This is a genomic window from Pseudomonas sp. MF6776, from assembly GCF_016613125.1.
GTDB lineage: Bacteria > Pseudomonadota > Gammaproteobacteria > Pseudomonadales > Pseudomonadaceae > Aquipseudomonas > Aquipseudomonas iridis.
Genome location: NZ_JAENSQ010000014.1, coordinates 1 through 22,612 on the forward strand (window position 1 = coordinate 1; position 22,612 = coordinate 22,612).

The following is a 22,612-nucleotide window of genomic DNA, read 5'->3' on the forward strand; positions in this document are numbered from 1 at the left end:
GTAAGCGCTTCGACTTCAAGTGTCCGATCGAGGTTATGGACGAGGTGATGCAGGAAGCTATGGCTATGCGGCATGATGCTCCAGCTTCAATTCAATAACCGTGTTGCACTCAGCTCCTGTAACCGCCATGTTTTCAGCAGACCTTCGCAACTCCTCCGCTACTACTGCCAGCTCAGCCGGAGTCCCCTTTAATACAAAGTGATAAACTGCGTGAGCGAAATGCTTTGCGCTGCCTCGTCCAAAAACGGGAGGACGGATGAATGCGTACCAAGCCCAGGATAGAAACGTGACTAGAAAAAGAAACCCCAAAAAAGCTTGCCATGTCGATGGAGTAAATACATTTCCTTTCGGTGCGAGCCACTGCTCCGCACGCCATAAATCGGTCAATAACGTTAGCAGCCCAACAATAGCTACCATATAAAATGTGAAACGTCTAAGAGGTATGGGAGCTGTTGCGACTCGAAACTTGTACGAAACATCCGCTATTGTCCAAGCCAAAACCATCAATGCCAAACCGGCTAGAAACTCAGAGAATCCAAAAAATTTGGGATCACTGGACAATACCGAAGTGAAACACAAAGACCCAAGACAAGGCTCGACCACGACTTACAACTCCCTTTCCGTAACATTTCAAAGAGATTGAGGCTCAATTGGCGAAAGGGCAACCTGAGAAAGAATTTTGATCATTGTCTGCAGGCCTCACAATGCCGTCATTTCTGTATCCCTACTTGTATCCCTAGACACGAAATTTGCTCGAAAGCCATGTAAAATATGGGTTAAGCGAGTCTCCCTCGGGCACCAAAATCAAGAAAGGTCTTGCTTAGGCAAGGCCTTTTTTTCGTCTGTAGAAAACTGGTTGCCCTCGGCTAGATGATTTTCAGGTGCATCCAGCCGATGAAGCCGCATGAGATCAGGTCTCAGGGCTGGAAGCGGGCTCAGCTTGTGCACTCCCCCCAAACAACCGCTCAGCTATCTTCCGACCTCGCTGCATGCCTTCATCTGTCAACCAGATCGACTTGTTCCTGTTCACCGGATTACTGATGAAACCCTGCTCATGCAATCGGTTCATGATCTCGAAGTCGAAGCCTTTCCAGGCATTGCCGTCATCTGAACTTAAGGCTGCCAACAGGGCGAGCACGGCATCCTCCATCAGCTTGTCGTCGTATTCCATGGTCGTAACTCCGCTTGCGTTCAACAGTTAACGTCGAGTTTGTGGGGGCACAACTCAGATTCCCATTCGACCGGGCCTGTACCCGTAGCCCTTATCGAACGGGGCTATTTAATTCGGCATCTCTCAACATCATCCTGCGTTCTCAGCGCCGTATCGAGCCCCAGTCGATACCGACAGTAATCGATGATCATTTTTCGCTCCTCGTCCGTAAGCCGTTCCACTTGCCTGATCTCCCCGTCGTTGGCGTGGATGTTGTGAAACCTCATCTGCCACGTCGGATGCTTTTTGATAAACAGAATGGTTTCAATGTCACCGTCTTCAAGGGCTTGGTAGTAGCCGCTGTAGAGAATAGCCCCCATCACGAGCGCCGCCCCGATCAGTAACTTTTTCATCGTTGCAGTGCCGATGGTCGCAACTGCCGCGTTTTGGGTTTGGTTATTGGTGCGAATGGTTTTGCCATGCATGACTCCCTGTCAGCGATTTTAGCGATGAAGAATTTATCAGAATTGCTTTGAATGCGGCGTCACCACTCTCGAGTCCTGGCTGTACTGAAGTGGGCGGTATCGTTGTTGATCACTCCCCCGAATGCAGTCGGATACGTATAATCGCGCCCGTCCCCGGTGCAGCGTTGGCTGCCCCCAGAACCCTCATCTCTCGTTACGAAGGACATCGCAAAAGGCACCCCATGGAAACGTCACTGGAAACAGTCGCCCTCTTCTCCCTCAAGCTCGCTTACGAGGAAGAAGGCCTGAGCCCGATTTTGCGGGACGACATGGTCATGGGGGATTACCAGAAGGACATTTTCGAGTTGCTGGTGCGGCGGGGTGATGTCGAGACCATTCAGTTGAAGATGAGCGAGTGTCTTGGTCTGGCAATGGACGCCTTGGGCGGTGTCGAGAAACCGTTGGGGCGTGAGCTGCACAAGTTGTCAGCCGATTTCAGCCAGGCGCAATCGCTGGAGCAGCTCGATCAGCCGCTCCTCGCGCTCAAGGGTTATTTGAAAGACATTCTGTAATCAGATGCGCAATCTGAAGAAACAGCCCTGCTGATTACTTCCGCACTTTTACGACTCGAATGTCGACGGGAAACCCACCTGGCCCTTCCAGCGTCTTCCATCCCACGTATTGAAAAATCGCGTCCTGATCGATGGTCTCGCCCCTCTCCACACTCTCTCCGCCGAGCACCGCGACCTCTTTATAGACGGCGCAGCTGCCCTCATCAGGGTGGGCGGTGTAGATCACATAGGGTTTGACGTATCTCACGGCGCGAAAATGTCGGCCGCAACCCCAGTCGACCGTAATCATCAAGGTCTTCAGATACGCTTCGCCATCCGTTTCCGATTCCTCGGCCAGTTCTTTGAGCTTGCCGATTCCGCCGACGTCGCTAAAGCCCAGAGCGAGGGCGCGCTCGTATTCCGGGGACTTCTCGTGCTCGGCCTGAGCCTTGAAGTATTGCTGTTGAATCTCTTTGTCCTGGACGTCATGTTCCTTGTTCCAGATCTCGGTCGCCTGGGCAATGACGTTTTCGCAACGGGCATAATCGGGAGAGGCAAGGCTTGCCTGGACGAGGTGCTCCCGATGGACGAAAACTGTTCGCTTCAAGCTATCGATGCGGACCATCGCCGCCCTGGCAGTCATGGTCCCGTTTTGAACGTTGTTCACTACTTGCTGAAAACGCTCACAATCGGAGAGGTATTCCTTCCAGGCAACCTCCGGGGTTTCATCTCGGTCGGCAAACGCCGGGGTCATGACGATGGCGAGAAGAAACGCGCCAAGCAGGCGCGGGGTAGCAGAAACAATCGGCATGTGTAGTCCGTTACGTGTTTGAAGAAAGTGGCGCGAAGCTACTATTTTGATATCTTGCCGTCCACTCTCGCTGGAGGCCTGTCAACCGCCTCCGTTATCGCGCACTCGGGAATAAACCAATGGATGCTTTGTTGTGCTTGCTAGTGATGGCCGGAACCTGGTTGTGGGTGGTGAAGCAGCGGGGTGAGTGGAACTTGCTACTTGGCAACCTTGCTGGCGCTGGAAGTAGCGTGGTAACCGGCATTGTGTTCACGCTGATTTACGACGCAGTCATTGGAACGTCGATGGCGACACCAAACCTGGATCGCAGCTTGGTGGTGCTCACCACAAGCGCGGGCGTTCTGGCGGGGGTATGGTTGTGGATTGCCAATCGCCGTCAACCCGAACATCCGATTGCACGTCAGTTGCTGGGCGCGGTGTGTGGGTTTGCCGCCAGCATGGCGACCCTGCTGTTTCTTGCTGTGAATTATTTTCCCAACACGTGAACTGAGGCGTAATTGTTTTGCTATCTTGCCGCCCGCAAAAGCGGATCTGCTTAGTGAGCTGACACGAATTAAAGAAAGGATATGGATGGGATGGAAACAGCGTTGATCGTGATGTTTTTGCTGGTCTGGGCAGGGATGTGGGTTTGGGTCGTCAAGAATCGTGGAAACTGGCCGGTATTCTTTGGCCACTTCGCCGGCCTGATTGCCGGGTTTATCGTGGCAGCCGTGGTGTTCGTTATCGTCGACGGACTTCTGCCCGAAAAATCTACCCCCGCGACATCCAGCGACACTCAGCCGCAAATCGCGAACGAAAGCCAGCTCAGATCTTTTGTCCCACGCTCTCCGGTCAGTCGTACATCCGCTCCGACATCGCCGTTGCTGCCCACCGACAGCCCGCGCTATCCACGGCTCTCTACACCGCTGCTTTCCGCCAGTCTCGATCCACAGTGGAGCAGCCAATACGAGCAATGGCGAGCCAGCGCAGATATGGCCAACGGGGTCAACGGAAGCCTGGCGGGCCTGATCTGTCGGTCAGCGGCAAAATCCACGCTGCGCATTCCGGATTCCGCCTCCTTCGACGAGACTGAGGACTTTCGATTCGACAGCTACAAATCCCAGACCTACCTCGTCATGAGCAGGATCAGTGGCGAAAACATGGAAGGCACGATGGTCAGTCTCGGCTATGACTGCGCCGTGCAGTTCGTCTCCGGCAACGGGATCAAGGATGACCAATGGCGCCTGCTGGAGTTGACCATGCAAGGAAAGTCAGGCCCTGCAGGTTCTGCCAACACGTCGCCCCGGGAAGCATTGCCCGAGTATGTCGCTGCTGCGCCTGCTGCTACGCCAGAACCGCTCAAGTCTGGCCTGGTGGAAAACTATCTCAATGAAATACCGACAACCCGTTCTGAACTGGCGACGGTTCAAGGGATGACTGCGCAACAGACTCTGGCTCATGCGCAGTTGCGAAAAGGGCTCATTGGCGGGCCGGACGCCAACAAAAGACTGATCGCGTTCCAGATGTGCGAGCCGTTTTTACGCAGCGTTCTGCGTCAGCCGGAACTCGCCCTGTTTGCCGACGATAAGGCTCTCTCGACTCAGCGTTACAAAGACCAGATCTATACCAGCACAAGTCTGATGAAGATCCAGGACGCTGCGCGAAACTATCTGACCTATCGTTACGAATGCACCCTGCAGGCTTTGCCAACCATGAACGAAGGTTTTGACGACTGGAAGTTGCTGGACCTGCGCTTCGAACTGACCGGTAACTGATCAGCTCGATGAGCAAGAAGCGCGACGCTTCTATTTTGTTATCTTGGTGCCCATTATTGCAGCGTGCTCGAAGCGTGCTGCCTTGAGCGTTTTTGCAGGTTTAAGGAAAGGATCAAATGGAGTTTCTGCGTTTTCTGGCGTTTGTCGCGGCCTGGGGTTTCATGTGGCGCTGGGTGGTCAAGAACCGTGGCAGCTGGAATATTTTCTACGGCAACATTGTTGGCGCGGCCGGCGGTTTTATTGTGGCCATGGTGGTGTTGTCGATCACCCTGTCGCTGTTTCCTTCGTCGCATGACTACGAGGCGGCGAAGGCTGAAAACACGCAGGTCGCCGAACCGACCTCTTTATTGCCTGAGGCCGAGTCAGTCACGCCCGCCGCTGCGCTGAAAGATGCGCCGGTGTTTGCCGCCATCGAACCGGATGACAAGCCTTCGCCCGCCGACTCTGCCTTGCTGCCGAACTACGCCAGCCGAGCGCCGAAGTCGATGGCGCTACAGACCGTGCTGAACCAGAGTGACGACCAGGGACGCAAAGCCCTCGCGGCGTTGAGCAAAAAGTTTCGCAGTGATGCACAAGCCGACAAGTCGATGCTCGCGTATGTCATGTGCAGCCCGTTCGTGACCGGCACGTTGCGCTTCCCCGCGTCGGCTCGCTTTGCTGACAGCAAAAGCCTCGTCAGCCACCGTTTCAAGGATCAGGTTTACACCTTCAGCAACACCGTCATCGCTCGCAACATGACCGGCGACGATGTCACCTACCGTTTCGATTGCTCCGTGCAAGAGCAGCCAAGAGTTGACGCGACGCCGGCCGAATGGCGTCTGCTGGATCTGAAACTGCAAAAAGCCGACTCTTAAGCCTCACTTAAGCGTTCAAGGCGCCGGCTGCGCTATCATCGCCGGCCGTGCGCTTTGAGTCTTGTCCCCGGATGTCTCCAACACTTGATGAACTGATCCCGCTGCCACCGGTTTTGGCCGGCCCGTTGTTGCGACGGCTTGAGCCCAAGCGACTGGTGCTGTGGCTGGTTGGCACGCGCCAACTGTCGCTGACTTTGCGCGTGCAAGGTGTAGGAGACATTCCTCTGGATGCCGAGAAATGCACGGTCATTCCTGTAGGCACTCGCGCATTCGTTCATCTCATTGATGTCAGCCTCGAAAACGCCCTGCCCCTCGACGAGTTTGTCGATTACGACGTGTTGATTGATGGCGACGCGAGCATCGCCGATTGGGCGCAGCATCTGTTGTATGGCGACGCCAGGTGCCCAAATTTCGTGGTGCGTTCGCGGATCGACCAGTTGCTCCACGGTTCTTGCCGCAAGCCGCACCATCCGGCGGTGGATGGTTTGCTCTGCGTCGACCACCTGCTGGCCGCCGAAACCGACCCGCAACAGCGCCCGGCGCTGCTGATGATGAGTGGTGATCAGGTCTACGCCGATGACGTCGCCGGGCCGACACTACGAGCGATTCATGCCTTGATCGGACGCCTCGGCCTGTTCGACGAACACCTCGAAGGCGCCGTGGTCAGCGACAGCGCCAAGCTCTATAACCATCCGGCAAGCTACTACCATCGTGCAGATTTGTTACCGGCACTTGAGAGCAACGAGACATTGCGCGAGCGATTTTTCGGCGGTGCGCGTAAGCCGATTTTCACCAGCAGCAGCGCTGACAATCATCTGGTGACCTTTGCCGAAGTCATGGCGATGTATTTGCTGGTGTGGTCGCCGGTGGCATGGGCGTTGATCAACCCGACGACACCAACGCTGACGCCCGAGCGCCTCAAGCGCTACAACCTCGAACAGACGCGTATCGATGCTTTCAAGGCAGGGCTGGGCAACGTCGCCCGGGCGCTGGCGCATCTGCCGAGCCTGATGATTTTTGACGATCACGACATTACCGATGACTGGAATCTTTCTGCGCAATGGGAGGAAACGGCCTACGGCCATCCGTTCTCCAAACGCATCATCGGCAATGCGTTGATCGCCTACATGTTGTGCCAGGGCTGGGGTAATAACCCGGACGCGTTCAAGGATGTGCTGGTGAAGACTCGACGTCTGATTGCCAGCGGCGATGACCATTACCTCGACAGCCCGGTGCAGGATGATCTGATTGATGAGCTGCTGCGCTTTCAGCACTGGCATTTCGTGCTGCCAACCAGCCCGGCGCTGGTGGTTATCGACACCCGGACCCGACGCTGGCGCAGCGAAATGGCGCTCAAGCAACCCTCAGGACTGCTCGACTGGGAAGCGTTGAGCGAACTGCAGCAGGAGTTGCTAGATCATCCGTCGGCGATCATCGTTTCACCCGCGCCGATCTTCGGTGTAAAGCTGATTGAAACCGTGCAAAAGATCTTTAGCTGGTGCGGTTTTCCACTGCTGGTCGATGCCGAAAACTGGATGGCCCACCGGGGCGCCGCGCAGGTGATCCTGAACATTTTCCGACACTCGCGCACGCCAGGAAACTACGTGGTGCTGTCCGGCGATGTGCATTATTCCTTCGTCTACGAAGTGCTGATCCGACACCGCAAGGCCGGCCCGCGAATCTGGCAGATCACCAGCAGCGGCATCAAGAACGAGTTCCCGCCTACGTTGCTGGAGTGGTTTGATCGGCTCAACCGCTGGCTTTATTCACCACGCTCGCCACTCAACTGGCTGACCAAACGCCGCCGCATGCGCATCGTGCCGTATACGCCGGAACACGCCGAGGCCGGTGAGCGCCTGTGGAATTCGGCGGGGATCGGTCAGGTGTTTTTCAATGAACAGGGGCAGCCGCGAGAGATCATTCAGCACAACTCGAACGGCGCGCCCCAAACGCGAATGCTGGCGCCGGATTTGGCGGATTATCCGAAGTAGAGCTATGCACCTTTCCCATGTAGGAGCGAGCCTGCTCGCGATTGCGATCGATCATTCAAAATGAATGTCGCCTGACAATGCGCTATCGCGAGCAAGCTCGCTCCCACAGGGTTATCGCGTAGCTATCAAATCGAAGTCACAGCCCGCGCAACACCCCGAACAATCATCCCCACCTCCCGCTCATCAATCGTCAGCGGTGGCAGCAGCCGTATTGTCTTGCCGCGCGTGACGTTGATCAGCAGCCCATGATCCCGCGCTGCGATCAGTGTCAGATCCCGAATCGGCTGTTTCAGTTCGATGCCGATCATCAATCCCTGCCCTCGAATCGCCAGCACATTGGGGTTGTCCGCCAACTCTGCGCGTAACCGCGTCAACAGGCGCTCACCCTGTACTTGGGCGTTCTCCAGCAGGCCTTGTTCTTCGATGATGTCCAGCACGGTGCAGCCAACCCGACAGGCCAATGGGTTACCGCCAAACGTGCTGCCATGACTGCCAGGTGTAAACAGATCCGCCGCCCTGCCCCGCGCCAGGCACGCGCCGATCGGCACGCCGTTGCCGAGTCCTTTGGCCAATGTCATGACGTCCGGGACAAAACCCTCGTGCTGAAACGCAAACCACTGGCCAGTGCGGCCGATGCCGGTCTGGATCTCGTCAAGCATCAGCAACCAGGCATGCCGATTACAGATGTCGCGCAGGGCTTTCAGGTAACCGGGCGGCGCCAGTTGCACGCCGCTTTCGCCCTGAATCGGTTCGACCAGTATCGCCACGATCCGCTCGCCGTGCTTGCGCTGAACCTGTTCGATTGCGGCGAGATCACCGAACGGGACTTTGATGAAATCACCCGGCAGTTCACTGAAGCTCGAACGCACCGCCGGCCCGTCGCTGGCAGACAGCGTGCCGAGCGTGCGGCCATGAAACGCGTTGGCCATCACCACCACCAGCGGTTGCTCGATCCCTTTGCGCCAGCCGTAGAGCCGCGCCAGTTTCAGTGCAGTTTCATTGGCCTCGGCCCCGGAATTGTTGAAGAACGCGCGCTCCATCCCCGACAGTCCGGTCAACCGTTTTGCCAATTGCTGCTGCCAGTCGATGCTGTACAGATTTGAAGTGTGTAGCAGCAGTCCGGCCTGCTCGCTGATGGCCGCCACGATACGAGGGTGCGAGTGGCCGACGTTGGTCACGGCGACCCCGGCGACCGCATCCAGATACTCGCGGCCAGCCTGATCCCACAGTCGAGTGCCCAGGCCCTTGGTGAAGCTCAGGGCTAGTGGTTGGTAGGTGTTCATCAGGGCGGCGGTCATGACTTCAAACTCCAGTGAAGGTCGGTGTGTTTGCAGTATGGTTAGCCACCAGAACTGGATAAACTCGGCAAAACTTCAATCATTTATAAGCTGGGCTTGATAATGGATTTGTTTCAGTCGATGAACGTCTACGTCAAAGTCGTTGAAGCGGGGAGCATGACGGCGGCCGCGTTGCAGTGCGAAATGTCGACGACGATGGTAGGCAATCATCTGCGAGCGCTGGAGCAACGGCTTGGTGTGCAACTGCTGCAGCGCACCACCCGCCGCCAACGACTGACCGAGTTCGGCAGCGTCTACTACCAGCGCTGCCTCGAAGTGCTGGGCCTGCTGGCCGATTCCGAACGCCTCGCCGAACAGGCTCTGGACGAACCTCGCGGCATCTTGCGCATCACCGCACCGCTGACCTTCGGCGTTGAACGCATGGCCCCGGCGCTCAGTGAGTTTTCCCTGCAATGGCCAAAGGTCAAACTCGATGTGGTGCTGACCAACAGCCGTCCGGACCTGCTCGAAAACGGGCTCGACGTCGCTTTTCGGCTGGGCAACTTCGAGCAGTCCAACCTGATCGCGCGGCCATTGATCGATTACACCCTGACGGTCTGCGCGTCGCCGGACTATGTGGCACGGCGCGGCATGCCGCTGACGCCGCAAGACCTGCAACAGCATGACTGCCTGTCCTTCGCCTACCCCACCGGCGATGACTGGCAATCGGTGGAAAAGCGCTGGCGCATCAGCGGCCCGGACGGCGAAATCATGGTCGATGTCAGTGGCCCGATGTTGATCAACAGCTCCGCCGGTTTGCATCAGGCCGCACGCACCGGCATGGGCATCGTGATGCTGCCCGATGCACTGGTGGAACAGGACCTGCGCGATGGCAGACTGGTGACGGTCATCCCCGACTACCAGCCGCCCAGCCGTCCATTGCACCTGTTATACGCCCCGGATCGGTATCGACTGCCCAAGCTCAGACGTTTCGTCGAGTTTGCGATGACAGCCTGGGGCAGATCCTGATTCAGAGAACCATTAACCTGACCTCGAATGATCACCGACAAGGAGTCGCCCCACATATGAACAACAACCCGAACGTACGCGACATGCTGCCAGCAGAGGCGGAGTCGGTTCGACGATTCCTTGGGCAAAATGGCTGGGAACACCGGACAGGTTCCAGCGAGTATTTTGCGCAACTTGTCAGAAATTCCCAGCGCACGGCCGTCGCGCTGGAAGGCGAAGAGATCATCGGCTTCGCTCGTGGCATCACCGATGGTTTGTCCAATGGTTACCTGTCGATGGTCGTGGTGGACGGGCAACATCGACGCCGTGGGATTGGCCGATCATTGGTCGAGCACATCATGGGCGACAACCCGGACATCACTTGGGTGCTGCGGGCTGGCCGTGAAGGTGTAGAGGCGTTTTTTGCCGGCCTGGGTTTCGAGACCTCAGTGATTGCCATGGAACGACCGCGCTTGAAATAGGGCGTGCGCTCGGTGCCCGCTAAAAAACCTATACCGCCAGCCCGTTGCTCCGTGACAACGTCGCCCCGCTCCCCTAAATTAGTCGACCTGAAAAAGCCCCGCGCTTGCTCATCTCCACTCAAGTTAAAAAGTAGTGAAATTTCAATGTCCGATTTCAACACCGCTGAATCCGTAGTCACCGAATCGTCCAAAGCGGAATACGAAAACTCCATCAATCTTTCACAACACCTGCCACAAGCCAAAATCATCAGCGAGATGGTGCTGGACGCGTTCCAGTCGTCCCGCGAGAGCGATCAGATCCGTGAACTGCGCTCCGCGATCCGTGAGGCTCACGACCGCTTCGATGACGACAAGGCCTACGAACTGATGGGCGAGCTCAAGAGCCTCAAGGATGCCGAGGCTGCCGACATCGCCGCCCTCGAAGACCTGAGCAGCAAGTTCTCGATCGGCCGCATCCTCTCTAGCTTCAAGGATGATCCGGCTTTCCAGGAAATCGTTTACGGCCTGGCGCTCAAAGTACTGAACCAGACCCATCAGGCGATCAGCAACCCGAGCGGCGGCAAGAGCAAAGCGGCACGTGCGAAGAAAGAAGTCGAAATCTTCACCATCAGCAAGGATGGCAGCAGCGTGACCCTGCCATTGCGCACGCCACGCTCGCGTCTGAATGTTGACCGTGAAGCGCTGGAGTTCCTTGGTTTCACCTTCGTCGGTGAAGGTGAGGAAGCCGAAATCGATAGCGAAACCTTCGTCGACAATGCCGGCACCGAACAGGCCGTCAACCGCAAGAACATCATCACGGCCCTGCAGCAGCGGACCGCATTTGATGGCTACAGCATCGCCGCGCAGTAATCCGGCCACGCTGACGAAAAAGCCCCGCACTGACTGATCAGGCGGGGCTTTTTGTTTTCCGGCGCGAGGATTATGCGCCCGAGTGCAATGCCGCAATCATGTCGACTTCAATCGCCGCATTCTTCGGCAACTGATAGACACCCACCGTGGTACGCGTGTGCCGGCCAGCATCGCCGAGCACATGGCTGAACACATCCGACGCACCGTTGGCCACTTCACTCAGGTCAACAAAGTCAGGCGTGGACTTCACGTACACCGTGACCCGCAACAGCGCCCGGATCTTGTCCAGCGAACCGACCGCATCGACGATCAGCGCCAGACACCGCATCGCGCTGATGCTCGCGGCGGCCTGTGCGTCCTTGAGCGTCAACTCCAGGCCAACCCGACCGGGGTACTGAATCTTGCCGTGGGTACGTGGCACCATGCCGCTGATGTACAGCTCATCGTGATGACGGATCAGCGGTGCGTAGTTACCGCCGGCGGTGTTCTCACCGTGGATGTCGTAGTTCAGCTCTTGTGCCAGGGCAATGAAGCGTTCGTCGCAGGTCATCCTCTCAGTCATTTCGCCCAGCCTCGTTATCGGTGCATGAAGAACAGTTGAGCACCCGTGAAATGGCATGGCGCTATCACTGTCATGGTTGGATCCGAATCTAGGGGGTTTACTCCGATACCGCAACTCAACCCTGCAGGAGCTGCGGCACGCTGCGCCTACAAAGGTATCGCGTCGAGGTGGCCCCTGCTCACGATTGATGGCGCCTCAATCACCGAAATTCAGCCAACAAAAAACCCCGCACATCTCTCGATGGCGGGGCTTCATGTACAACCTGAAACCTTACGGCGCGTACGTCAGCAACAACTCGCTCGGCACCTTGAAGTCCAGGGACATCATGACGCTCAACGCAGTGATGGTGAAGATCGAGAACACGAACAGCTTGCGTGCCCAGACAGTGTCATCCACTGCCTTGTAGCCGGTCCAGGCCATGTACAGCCAGTACATGCCCATTGCGGCGGCGACGGCCAGGTAGCTCATGCCGGCGTAGCCGCTGAAGGTCAGCATCAAGGTCGCCACGAGGAACGCCAGGATGTAGAGCAGGATGTGCTTCTTGGCCACTTTAATCCCGCGCTTCACTGGCAGCACCGGAATCGATGCGGCCAGGTAATCGTTGAAGCGGAAGATCGCGATGGCGTAGGAATGCGGCATCTGCCACAGGCTGAACATCACCAGCAGAACCAGCGCGGCCATGTCGAAGCTGTTGGTTACAGCGACGTAACCGATCACTGGCGGCATGGCGCCCGACAGACTGCCCACCAGCGTGCCGTGAACCGACTTGCGCTTGAGGTACAGGCTGTAGAAGCCGACGTAGATCACGAAGCCGATTACCGCGAACAGGGCGGCCAACGGATTGGCCACCTTGTACAACAATGCAACGCCGAGAACACCAAGGATGGTCGCGTAGATCAGGGCCAGTTTCAGGGAGATCAAGCCCTGGACCAGCACCCGGTTCTTGGTGCGTTCCATCTTCAGGTCGATGTCGCGGTCGATGCAGTTGTTGAACACGCAACCGGAGGCTACAACCAGGGAGGTGCCGATCATGGCTGCCAGAAACACCGCCAGATCGACATGCCCTTTCGAGGCCAGGAAGAACCCGCCTGCCACAGAAAGCACGTTACCGAAAATGATCCCCGGTTTGGTGATTTGGATAAAGTGCTTGAGCGACATCGGGTCTACCTCACTTCGCCATCATGTACGTGTGGATGCTGAACATGATCCACAGCGACAGGCCAACCAGCAGCACGATCACGATGGCCGTGAAGACGAACGCAATCACGTTGTTACGCTGAGCAATGGAACGGTCCAGGTGCAGGAAGTAATACAGGTGAACAATCACCTGGATCACTGCGAACAGCATGACAATTGCCAGTGTCGTCATCTTCGGCAAGGTCGGGTACATCACCAGGCCGAACGGAATGACAGTCAGGATTACCGACAGAATGAAGCCAATGGCGTACGACTTGGCGCTGCCGTGGCCAGCATCATGGCTGTCATGGGAGTGTGCGTTAGCCATTACAGAGTCCCCATCAGGTAAACAACGGTGAATACGCAGATCCACACCACGTCCAGGAAGTGCCAGAACAGGCTCAGGCAGCTCAGACGGGTCTTGTTGGTCGCCGTCAGGCCGTGCTTGTTGACCTGGTACATCATGATGCCCATCCAGATCAGACCTGCGGATACGTGCAGACCGTGGGTACCGACCAGGGTGAAGAACGCGGACAGGAAGCCCGAACGGCTAGGACCGAAGCCCTCGGAGATCAGCAGGTGGAACTCGTTGATCTCCATGGCGATGAAGCCAGCGCCGAGCAGGAAGGTCATGAACAACCAGCCCAGGACCTGCTGCTTCTTGCCTTTGTACAACGCCAGCATGGCGAAGCCGTAGGTGATCGAACTGAACAACAGCAGAGCGGTTTCGCCCAACACGTATGGCAGTTCGAAGATGTCGTGGCCCGACGGGCCACCGGCAACGTTGTTTACCAGTACCGCGTATACCGCGAAGATCGACGCAAACAAGATGCAGTCGGTCATCAGGTAGAGCCAGAAACCGTATACGGTCATCTCGCCCGAATCGTGGTGATGGTCATCGTGCCCATGTTCGCCATGGGCGTGTCCAGCATTGGTCACTAAATTCGACATGGTTTAAGCCTGTTCCAACGAGGTTTCAACACGGGTGGCACCGGCCGGGATTTTCCCTGCCGCAACCAGACGCTTGTGCTGCTCGGCTTCGATGCGCTCGATCGTTTCAACCGGAACCATATAGCCCTGGTCGTCACGTGCAGCGTGGATCACGAAGTAGACGACAGTGCCTACCAGGCTCGCGATTGCCAGCCACCAGATGTGCCAGATCATGGCAAAACCGAAGACGGTCAACAGCGCGCCCATCACAACGCCAGTGGCGGTGTTGTTCGGCATGTGGATCGGCTCGTACTTGGCCGGACGCTGGTACGCGGTACCGTTTTCCTTGGCTTCGGTGAACGGGTCGATGCAGTCAGCCTTAGGCAGCACGGCGAAGTTGTAGAACGGCGGTGGCGACGAGGTCGACCATTCCAGGGTGTGTGCATTCCACGGGTCACCGTGATCGCAAACGTTCTCTGGCTTGTTGCGGTCACGCACACTGACGTACAGCTGGATCAGTTGGCAGGCGATACCGACAGCGATCATTACCGCACCGAACATGGCAACGTACAGGTACGGTACCCACTCAGGGTTGGTGGTGGCGTTCAGACGACGGGTCATGCCCATAAAGCCCAGTGCATAGAGCGGCATGAACGCGACGAAGAAGCCGGAGATCCAGAACCAGAACGCTGCTTTACCCCAGCCTTCGTGCAGCTTGAAGCCGAACGCTTTCGGGAAGTAGAACGCGAAACCTGCGATGTAACCGAATACCGCGCCGCCGATGATCACGTTGTGGAAGTGAGCGATCACGAACAGGCTGTTGTGCAGAACGAAGTCAGCACCCGGGATGGCCAGCAGTACGCCGGTCATGCCGCCGATGGCGAAGGTCACCATGAAGCCCAGCGTCCACAGCACCTGGCTGGTGAAGCGCAGACGACCCTGGTAAATGGTGAACAGCCAGTTGAATAGCTTCACACCCGTCGGGATGGAAATCAGCATCGTCGCCAGACCGAAGAAGGCGTTGACGCTTGCACCCGAACCCATGGTGAAGAAGTGGTGCAGCCAAACCATGAAGCCCAGTACCGAGATCGCGCCCGAGGCGTAGATCATCGAGTGGTGGCCGAACAGTTTCTTGCCGGTGAAGGCCGAGATGACTTCCGAGAAAATGCCGAATGCCGGCAGGATCAGGATGTATACCTCAGGGTGGCCCCACGCCCAGAACAGGTTGACGTACATCATTGGATTGCCACCAAGTTCATTGGTGAAAATGTGGAAATCCATGTAACGGTCAAGGGTCAGCAGTGCCAGGGTAGCGGTCAGGATCGGGAACGAAGCCACGATCAGAACGTTTGCCCAGGTGCAGGTCCAGGTGAAGATCGGCATGTCCATCAGTTTCATGCCAGGGGTACGCATTTTCAGCACGGTGGCGAGGAAGTTAACCCCCGTCAACGTTGTACCCAACCCGGATAACTGTAGCGCCCAGATGTAGTAATCCATCCCCACGCCCGGACTGTATTGCAGGCCCGACAGCGGTGGATAAGCAACCCAACCGGTCTTGGCGAATTCGCCAACGCCCAGCGACAGGTTGATCAGCACAACGCCGGATACCAGCAGCCAGAAGCTCAGGGAGTTCAGGAACGGGAAGGCAACGTCACGCGCGCCGATCTGCAGCGGCACTGCAAGGTTCATCAGGCCGGTGAAGAATGGCATCGCCATGAAGATGATCATGATCACACCGTGAGCGGTGAAGATCTGGTCATAGTGTTCAGGTGGCAGGTAGCCAGGCGAACCCTCGGTGGCCATGGCCAACTGGGTACGCATCATGATGGCGTCGGCAAAACCGCGCAGCAGCATGACCATGGCGACGATGATGTACATCACGCCGATTTTCTTGTGGTCAACCGAGGTCAACCACTCGGTCCACAAGTAAGTCCACTTCTTGAAGTAAGTGATTGCAGCGAACAGTGCCAGACCACCCAGCGCGATCATGGCGATGGTCACCATCACGATCGGCTCGTGGAAAGGAACCGCTTCCCAACTTAATTTACCAAACATTGTTTACTCCTCTGCCCCGGCAGCTGAATGCGAACTCGAGTCAATTTCCGTGGCCGCCACTTCTTTCTCTTTCTTCTCGTGCTTCAGCGGCTTGCCCGGCTTCATACCTTCGTACTTGTCGACGATGATCTGGAACTGGTTCGGCGTGACCGAGGAGTAGAGCTCGACTGGGTTGTTCTGGCTCGGTTTGGCAAGGGCTGCGTATTCAGCTTGATCAAGCTGTTTAGGTGACTTCTTGACTTCACTTACCCAGGCGTCGAAATCTTCCTGAGTTGTCGAGATGGCTTTGAACTTCATGCCGGTGAAACCTGCGCCGCTGTAGTTGGCGGAGATACCGTCCATTTCAGCGTTGCGGTCAGCGATCAGGTGCAGTTTGGTCTGCATGCCCGCCATCGCGTAGATCTGGCCGCCCAGGCCCGGGATGAAGAACGAGTTCATCACGGCGTCGGAGGTGATCCGGAAGTTGATTGGCGTGTGCGCCGGGAACACGATCTTGTTGACCGTGGCAATGCCTTGTTCCGGGTAAATGAACAGCCACTTCCAGTCCAGCGCAACCACTTCGATGGTGATCGGCTTGACGTCGGATTCGATTGGACGATACGGGTCCAGTTCGTGGGTCGAAATGTAGGTGATGTAACCCAGCGCGATGATGATCAGAACCGGAATGGTCCAGACGGCCACTTCGATTTTGGTCGAGTGCGACCATTTCGGCGTGTAGATGGCGTCTTTGTTGGAGGCGCGATACTTCCAGGCGAACAGGAAGGTCATGACGATAACCGGCACAACGACCAACAGCATCAGCAGGGTCGCGGTGATGATCAGGTTGCGCTGTTCCAGGCCGACCTGGCCCGTTGGATTGAGCAGGGTCATGTTGCAGCCTCCCAGCAACAACGTGCCGAGCAGCGGCACTAGGCCTAGTAATCTGGGGTACCTGTTTTTACTCATCTCACGACCTCTAAAGCAGCTTGCGCAATGCAGTTGGGTTTTGATCGCCAACACTTCACCCTGCCAAGGGTTGGCATTTTCTTTGGATTGAATAAGGGCCGCCCGTCGCGCGTCAGACGCTCGACAAAACCTGGGACAGCGGTAAGTTCTTATTCGAATTCGTGGTCAAAGGCCTTGTTACAGACCAATTCCATTTGGTGCGGAAAGTTGGAAGGCACCGACACCTGGGTGTCTTGAAAGCCTCACAGCCTGCTCGACACCCGACTTCCTGCTCGCCTCCTTAATAAAGGCTGAACAGCGCCGGGAATTCAGTGCGGGCGATTGTAGATAGGTAGCGCCCTATACACCATGTCTTATCCCGAAATAATTTTTATCCGTTCAAGCAACAATCCATCGCCATTTTTGCAAAAGTGCCGCATGTTATCGAAATAGATTCTCAACAAAAACGCCAAAATTTGTAGGTGTATCCGCCTCAGTTCAGACAGCTCTGAAGGCTTTTTCCGAGGGCTGGATCGGCGCAAAGCCCGATACCCCAAGGCTTCTGGCCATTTGCCCGCGCTTGTTAAAACTGCCTGATCTGGCACACGCGTTCAAAAGCCTAAAAACACCGAAACAGACCAATCCTTTTTTGTAACAGTGCGCCAATCCGGGTAGGTGGATCGACTTGCGACACCGCCTGTGTGACAACATGTCGCACACCTGCCACACCCTTCCTTGCTGTTCGTCACGGTGTTTTCACAAACACTCTGAAATGCAAAACGCCCCGATCTGCTGAACCGCAAATCGGGGCGTTTTCTGTATCGGCAACAACGCGCAATAGTTGACTCAGCGCAGTGTTTTTCGATTACGCGAGGCCAGCAGCGGAACCAGGATCACCACCAGTACGAACGCTACCAGCGCCCATTGCGCCAGCGACAGACCGAGGATCGGCGGGTACGGCGTCGAGCAGAATCCGTCGACCTGGAAGCCCAGCGGGAAGATCTTCGCCAGCGGCAGATCATCAACAATAGGCTGCAACACATCGATGCCACAGCTGATCGCCGGATAGAACTGGGTGTACACGTGATGCCCGGCGACTGCCGCCCCGGCAATCGCACAGATCACCACCAGTACTTCGAATACGGTGATGCTGCGCCGGGTGCGCGTGGCTGCACCGATAAAGGCGAACAGCGCGATCAGCAGCAACGCATAACGCTGCAGGATGCAAAGTGGGCACGGCGCCTCGCCGAGCACGATCTGCATGTACAGCGCGCCACCGATCAACGCCAGGCAGATGATGCCCAGCAGCACCAGAAAGCGCCGCTCACGTCCCAATCGAATTGTTTCCTCGCTCATCGCGTTTCCCTTATATGTCCATGGTTCAGCCGTCTGGCGACTGAAAGTTGTCGCAAGTCTACACCGGGGAAATAAACGATAAAGCGGTTAAGGAACCATTAATTCAAAGGGATTTTTCAGAACGGAACCGTGTAACGGCCATCGCGGGCAAGCCCGCTCCCACAGGTCCAGCGTCGTACATGAATTTTGCGTACGCCATAAAACCTGTGGAAGCGGGCTTGCCCGCGATACGGACTACTCGGTCTGGGCTATTTATTCCAAGGCAGCAGCCGGCCCGAAGAACTCATACCGGCTCTGTTTCTCCGGCACACCCAGCGCTTTCAGATGCCGCTTGATCGCACTCATGAAACCTTTCGGCCCAAGGAAGTAGGCGTCGACATCGCGCTGCTCCGGCAGCCATTGAGCGAGCAAATCCTGGCTCAGTATCCCGACCTTGTCCGCTGCCGGGCTCACGCCGTCGTCTTCGGCGTAGCAATAGAAACGCTTGAGTTGCGGATGACGCGCAGCCAGGCCGTCGATCCAGTCGCGGAACGCATGCACACTGCCATTGCGCGCGCAGTGGATGAAGTGCACCGGGCGCTCGGTTTCCAGCGCCGCCTCGAGCATCGCCAACGTCGGGGTGATGCCAACGCCGCCGCTGATCAACACCAGTGGTTTGTCGCTGGCAGCCAGGGTGAACTCACCCGATGGAGGGAACAGCTGAATGCTCGCGCCGATATGCAACTGATCGTGCAAGTGATTGGACGCGCGGCCCCCCGGTTCGCGTTTGACGCTGATACGGTACTGACCTTTATTCGCCAGCGCCGACAGCGAATAGTTGCGGCGGATTTCTTCGCCATCGAGCACCAGCTTCATGCCGATGTACTGACCCGGCTCGGCCGCCAGAATCGGGCCTTTGTCCGCAGGCTCAAAGTAGAAGGAAGTGATTTCCGCGCTCTCTTCCACCTTGGCCGCAACGATGAACTCCCGCGCCCCGCGCCAGCCACCAATGGCTTGCTCTTTCTGGTCATAAATGGCGGTTTCGGCGCCGATCAGGATGTCGGCGAGTTGACCGTACGCCGCGCCCCAGGCACTCATCACTTCTGGCGTGGCGATCTCTTCGCCGAGCACTTCAGAGATGGCGCGCAACAGGCAGGCACCGACAATCGGGTAGTGCTCCGGCAGGATCTGCAAGGCGACGTGCTTGTTGATGATCTTCGCCACCAGATCGCCCAACTGGTCGAGCTGATCAATGTGGCGGGCGTACATCAACACACCGTTGGCCAACGCACGCGGCTGGTCGCCGCTGGCCTGATGCGCCTGGTTGAACAATGGGCGCACTTGCGGGTATTCGGAGAGCATCATGCGGTAGAAGTGCGTGATCAGCGCCTCACCGCCGCTTTCCAGCAAAGGCACGGTGGATTTGACGATGGCACGATCCTGGACGCTAAGCATAAGGGTGACTCCTGAGCTTTCTGGAAAAGTTACCCTAGAGTTATCAGTTTCCGTGCCAACTTATTTATCCATATAAATCAGCATGTTAAAAAATATGTAGTCAATTCGACCCAACGCTCTTTATAGTCACTCCGACTACATCTTGTCTCTTTGACTACACAACCATGATCGCCAAATCCTTGCTGACCGCTCTACTGCCGCTGGTCTCCGACCTCTCCCGCGAATTGCCGGAGGGTGAGCGTTATCGTCGACTGCTTGAAGCCATGCGCGCCCTGCTGCCCTGCGATGCCGCCGCGTTGTTGCGCCTCGACGGCGAATCGCTGGTGCCATTGGCGGTGGATGGCTTGAGTACAGACACCCTCGGCCGCCGCTTCAAGGTCAGTGAGCACCCGCGCTTTGAAGTGTTGCTGGCAGGTGCCGGGCCGACCCGGTTTGCCGCCGACAGCGACTTGCCCGACCCTTACGACGGTTTGATCGACGGCCTCGACGATCACCTGGAAGTCCACGACTGCCTCGGCTGTCCGCTGTTTGTCGATGAAAAACTCTGGGGCCTGATCACCCTCGACGCGCTCGATCCGGAACGCTTCGAGCCGATCGAACTGGACGTATTGCAAGCCTTCGCCAGCCTTGCCTCGGCCACAGTCAACGCCGCCGAACGCATCGAGCGTCTGGCGATCCGGGTCGAAGACGAGCACCAGCGCGCCGAGATTTACCGTCAGGCCAGCGGTCAGCAGAACCGCGAAATGATCGGCCAGAGCAAGACGCACAAGCGCCTCGTGGAAGAGATCAACCTGGTCGGCGGTAGCGACCTGACCGTGTTGATCACCGGCGAAACCGGGGTTGGCAAGGAGTTGGTGGCTCAGGCGATCCACGCTGCCTCAGCCCGCGCCGACAAACCGATCATCAGCCTCAACTGCGCGGCACTGCCCGACACGTTGGTGGAAAGCGAGTTGTTCGGCCACGTACGCGGCGCCTTCACCGGCGCTACCAGCGACCGCCGCGGCAAATTTGAACTGGCCAATGGCGGCACGCTGTTTCTCGATGAGGTGGGCGAATTGTCGCTGACCGTTCAGGCCAAACTTTTGCGCGTGCTGCAGAGCGGCCAGTTACAACGTTTAGGCTCGGACAAGGAGCATCAGGTCGACGTGCGCCTGATCGCTGCGACCAACCGCGATCTGGCCGAAGAAGTGCGCAGCGGTCGCTACCGTGCCGACTTTTACCACCGCCTGAGCGTCTACCCGCTACGGGTGCCGGCCTTGCGTGATCGTGGACGTGATGTGTTGCTGCTCAGCGGCTTCTTCCTCGAACAGAACCGTTCGCGTATGGGCCTTAATAGCCTGCGACTGAACAGTGACGCCCAGGAAGCCCTCCTCGCCTACACTTGGCCAGGCAACGTGCGCGAACTGGAACACTTGATCGGGCGCAGCGCGTTGAAGGCCTTGGGCAACTGCAAGGTGCGGCCGAAGATTCTCAGTTTGAGTGCGGCGGATCTCGATTTGCCGCGTGAGGTTGTGGATAACTTGCCTGAGCCGCTTGCTGCGGTTGTGGCGTCGGCGACATTGATCAGCGGGGATTTGCGCAGTGCTACCGAGGCGTACCAGCGGCAGTTGATCAGTGCGGCGCTGGAGCGTCATCAGGATAATTGGGCGAGTGCGGCGCGGGAGTTGGGGCTTGATCGGGCGAATCTGGGACGGATGGCCAAGCGGTTGGGCATGAAAAGCTAAAAGCCCCCTCACCCTAACCCTCTCCCGGAGGGAGAGGGGACTGATTGGGGGATATTGGAGAGCTACGCCGACGTGAACCTGCAGTGCTGAATCCATAATCGGCTTGGTCTTTCGCGTGAACGTGCAGTGTCGAATCCATAATCGACTCGTTCTTTCAGGTCGATGTATTGCGCAAGACACCTCGGTCGGCCCCCTCTCCCGGAGGGAGAGGGCTGGGGTGAGGGGCTTTGGCTTTGGAACGCAACGCCACCCGACAACTGACCTAAAGCCCACCCCATACGCGCCGATAACCCGGCATCAATAGTTTCTGGCGATTTCCACCCTCGCCCATCACCTTTTTCCACAGAAGGTTTTTATGTCTTCCAACAAAGCCCGCGCAGATTCACTTTCGCTTCTGCTGTTTACCTTGCGCAGCGGCAAGCTGATGGCGATCAACCTACTGAAAGTCAGTGAAATCATTCCCTGCCCGCCGCTGACCAAGCTGCCGGAGTCGCATCCGCACGTCAAAGGCATCGCCACCCTGCGCGGCGCCGCACTGTCGGTCATCGACCTCAGCCGCGCGATCGGCGAGCGACCGCTGGAAGACCCCAACGGTGGCTGTCTGATCGTCACTGACGTCAGCCGCTCCAAACAGGGCCTGCACGTTCAAGCGGTGAGCAAAATCGTCCACTGCCTGACCACCGACATCAAACCACCGCCGTTCGGTTCCGGCGGACCGCGCGCCTACATCACGGGGGTAACCTCGGTGGATGGCACGCTGGTGCAGGTGCTGGACATCGAAAAAGTCATCCACAGCATCGCTCCGGCGCAGATCGAAATGGCCCCGACCGACCTGACCATGGAAGACGCCGACGTCCTCGGCAACGCGCGGATTCTGGTGGTCGACGACAGTCAGGTGGCGCTGCAACAATCGGTGCACACCCTGCGCAATCTCGGCCTGCAATGCCACACCGCACGCAGCGCCAAGGAAGCCATCGACTGCCTGCTTGATTTGCAGGGCACCGCCCAGCAGATCAACCTGATCGTCTCCGACATCGAAATGTCCGAGATGGACGGCTACGCCTTCACCCGCACCCTGCGCGAGACCCCGGATTTCGCCCATCTCTACGTGCTGCTGCACACCTCGCTCGACAGCGCGATGAACAGCGAAAAGGCACGACTGGCCGGGGCCAACGCAGTGCTGACGAAGTTCTCCTCGCCGGAGTTGACCCAACGTCTGATCGAAGCAGCCAAACACGTCGCGGCCAACGGTTATTGACT

At 57.3% G+C, this 22,612-nt stretch carries 22 protein-coding genes; 10 read left to right on the forward strand and 12 right to left on the reverse strand.

Translation table 11 applies throughout. The features are described 5' to 3' along the window. Positions 1-910 precede the first annotated feature (910 nt). Both JJD74_RS17090 and JJD74_RS17095 read right to left on the reverse strand, forming a co-directional pair. Entirely contained in the window at positions 911-1,171 is a 261-nt protein-coding gene (locus tag JJD74_RS17090) for a DUF6429 family protein (RefSeq protein ID WP_115147745.1), read from the reverse strand. 104 nt (positions 1,172-1,275) lie between these two features. Next, complete coding sequence (locus tag JJD74_RS17095) at positions 1,276-1,563, reverse strand: hypothetical protein (RefSeq protein WP_042562197.1); 288 nt, start codon at positions 1,561-1,563, stop codon at positions 1,276-1,278. 293 nt (positions 1,564-1,856) lie between these two features. Between JJD74_RS17095 and JJD74_RS17100 the strand changes: the two genes are divergently transcribed. Next, positions 1,857-2,186 carry a hypothetical protein gene (locus JJD74_RS17100; protein ID WP_200616080.1) on the forward strand — a complete coding sequence of 110 codons (330 nt, stop codon included), beginning with the start codon at positions 1,857-1,859 and terminating at the stop codon, positions 2,184-2,186. A gap of 34 nt (positions 2,187-2,220) precedes the next feature. On the opposite strand, the gene JJD74_RS17105 is transcribed toward JJD74_RS17100, so the two are convergent. After that, positions 2,221-2,976, reverse strand: coding sequence for a hypothetical protein (locus JJD74_RS17105; protein ID WP_200616083.1), 756 nt, complete (start codon positions 2,974-2,976; stop codon positions 2,221-2,223). A gap of 119 nt (positions 2,977-3,095) precedes the next feature. Here JJD74_RS17105 and JJD74_RS17110 point away from each other — a divergent pair, with 119 nt between their 5' ends. The 4 genes from JJD74_RS17110 to JJD74_RS17125 all read left to right on the forward strand — a co-directional run bounded on the left by JJD74_RS17110 (position 3,096) and on the right by JJD74_RS17125 (position 7,575). Beyond that, positions 3,096-3,461 carry a hypothetical protein gene (locus tag JJD74_RS17110; RefSeq protein WP_115147743.1) on the forward strand — a complete coding sequence of 122 codons (366 nt, stop codon included), beginning with the start codon at positions 3,096-3,098 and terminating at the stop codon, positions 3,459-3,461. A 90-nt stretch (positions 3,462-3,551) separates the two neighbouring features. Next, complete coding sequence (locus tag JJD74_RS17115) at positions 3,552-4,730, forward strand: hypothetical protein (RefSeq protein ID WP_200616085.1); 1,179 nt, start codon at positions 3,552-3,554, stop codon at positions 4,728-4,730. Between the two features lie 116 nt (positions 4,731-4,846). Continuing rightward, on the forward strand, positions 4,847-5,584 hold the full coding sequence (locus JJD74_RS17120) for a hypothetical protein (protein ID WP_200616087.1): 738 nt from the start codon (positions 4,847-4,849) through the stop codon (positions 5,582-5,584). 71 nt (positions 5,585-5,655) lie between these two features. Beyond that, positions 5,656-7,575, forward strand: a complete 1,920-nt coding sequence (locus JJD74_RS17125; RefSeq protein WP_200616090.1) for an alkaline phosphatase D family protein — start codon at positions 5,656-5,658, stop codon at positions 7,573-7,575. A gap of 125 nt (positions 7,576-7,700) precedes the next feature. Here JJD74_RS17125 and JJD74_RS17130 read toward each other — a convergent pair whose 3' ends face one another. Then, complete coding sequence (locus JJD74_RS17130; protein ID WP_200616092.1) at positions 7,701-8,873, reverse strand: aspartate aminotransferase family protein; 1,173 nt, start codon at positions 8,871-8,873, stop codon at positions 7,701-7,703. A gap of 102 nt (positions 8,874-8,975) precedes the next feature. Between JJD74_RS17130 and JJD74_RS17135 the strand changes: the two genes are divergently transcribed. From JJD74_RS17135 to JJD74_RS17145, 3 genes are all read left to right on the forward strand, one after another. Next, entirely contained in the window at positions 8,976-9,881 is a 906-nt protein-coding gene (locus tag JJD74_RS17135) for a LysR family transcriptional regulator (RefSeq protein WP_200616095.1), read from the forward strand. A gap of 56 nt (positions 9,882-9,937) precedes the next feature. Beyond that, a complete protein-coding gene (locus JJD74_RS17140; RefSeq protein ID WP_200616098.1) occupies positions 9,938-10,342 on the forward strand; it encodes a GNAT family N-acetyltransferase in 405 nt (134 codons plus the stop codon). 144 nt (positions 10,343-10,486) lie between these two features. After that, positions 10,487-11,191 (forward strand): hypothetical protein, encoded by a 705-nt coding sequence (locus tag JJD74_RS17145; protein WP_200616101.1) that lies wholly within the window; start codon positions 10,487-10,489, stop codon positions 11,189-11,191. Between the two features lie 70 nt (positions 11,192-11,261). Here the strand turns inward: JJD74_RS17145 and JJD74_RS17150 are convergent, their stop codons facing one another. From JJD74_RS17150 to hmpA, 8 genes are all read right to left on the reverse strand, one after another. Continuing rightward, positions 11,262-11,753 (reverse strand): RidA family protein, encoded by a 492-nt coding sequence (locus JJD74_RS17150; RefSeq protein WP_042560955.1) that lies wholly within the window; start codon positions 11,751-11,753, stop codon positions 11,262-11,264. A gap of 270 nt (positions 11,754-12,023) precedes the next feature. Further along, entirely contained in the window at positions 12,024-12,911 is an 888-nt protein-coding gene (cyoE, locus tag JJD74_RS17155; RefSeq protein ID WP_042560956.1) for a heme o synthase, read from the reverse strand. A gap of 10 nt (positions 12,912-12,921) precedes the next feature. Further along, a complete protein-coding gene (gene cyoD / locus JJD74_RS17160) occupies positions 12,922-13,257 on the reverse strand; it encodes a cytochrome o ubiquinol oxidase subunit IV (protein WP_042560957.1) in 336 nt (111 codons plus the stop codon). Continuing rightward, positions 13,257-13,880, reverse strand: a complete 624-nt coding sequence (gene cyoC / locus JJD74_RS17165) for a cytochrome o ubiquinol oxidase subunit III (protein WP_042560958.1) — start codon at positions 13,878-13,880, stop codon at positions 13,257-13,259. Before cyoC ends, cyoD begins: the two co-directional genes overlap by 1 nt. A 3-nt stretch (positions 13,881-13,883) precedes the next feature. Then, complete coding sequence (cyoB, locus tag JJD74_RS17170; RefSeq protein WP_042560959.1) at positions 13,884-15,914, reverse strand: cytochrome o ubiquinol oxidase subunit I; 2,031 nt, start codon at positions 15,912-15,914, stop codon at positions 13,884-13,886. Positions 15,915-15,917: 3 nt separating this feature from the next. Further along, complete coding sequence (gene cyoA, locus JJD74_RS17175) at positions 15,918-16,859, reverse strand: ubiquinol oxidase subunit II (protein WP_042560960.1); 942 nt, start codon at positions 16,857-16,859, stop codon at positions 15,918-15,920. A gap of 825 nt (positions 16,860-17,684) precedes the next feature. Further along, positions 17,685-18,194 carry a disulfide bond formation protein B gene (locus tag JJD74_RS17180; protein WP_200616104.1) on the reverse strand — a complete coding sequence of 170 codons (510 nt, stop codon included), beginning with the start codon at positions 18,192-18,194 and terminating at the stop codon, positions 17,685-17,687. A gap of 252 nt (positions 18,195-18,446) precedes the next feature. Next, a complete protein-coding gene (hmpA, locus tag JJD74_RS17185) occupies positions 18,447-19,628 on the reverse strand; it encodes an NO-inducible flavohemoprotein (protein WP_200616107.1) in 1,182 nt (393 codons plus the stop codon). 164 nt (positions 19,629-19,792) lie between these two features. On the opposite strand from hmpA, the gene norR reads away from it, so the two are divergent. Together norR and JJD74_RS17195 are read left to right on the forward strand one after the other, a co-directional pair. Then, positions 19,793-21,352, forward strand: a complete 1,560-nt coding sequence (gene norR, locus JJD74_RS17190; RefSeq protein ID WP_200616110.1) for a nitric oxide reductase transcriptional regulator NorR — start codon at positions 19,793-19,795, stop codon at positions 21,350-21,352. A 355-nt stretch (positions 21,353-21,707) separates the two neighbouring features. Beyond that, positions 21,708-22,610 (forward strand): chemotaxis protein CheV, encoded by a 903-nt coding sequence (locus JJD74_RS17195; protein ID WP_042560964.1) that lies wholly within the window; start codon positions 21,708-21,710, stop codon positions 22,608-22,610. Positions 22,611-22,612 lie beyond the last annotated feature (2 nt).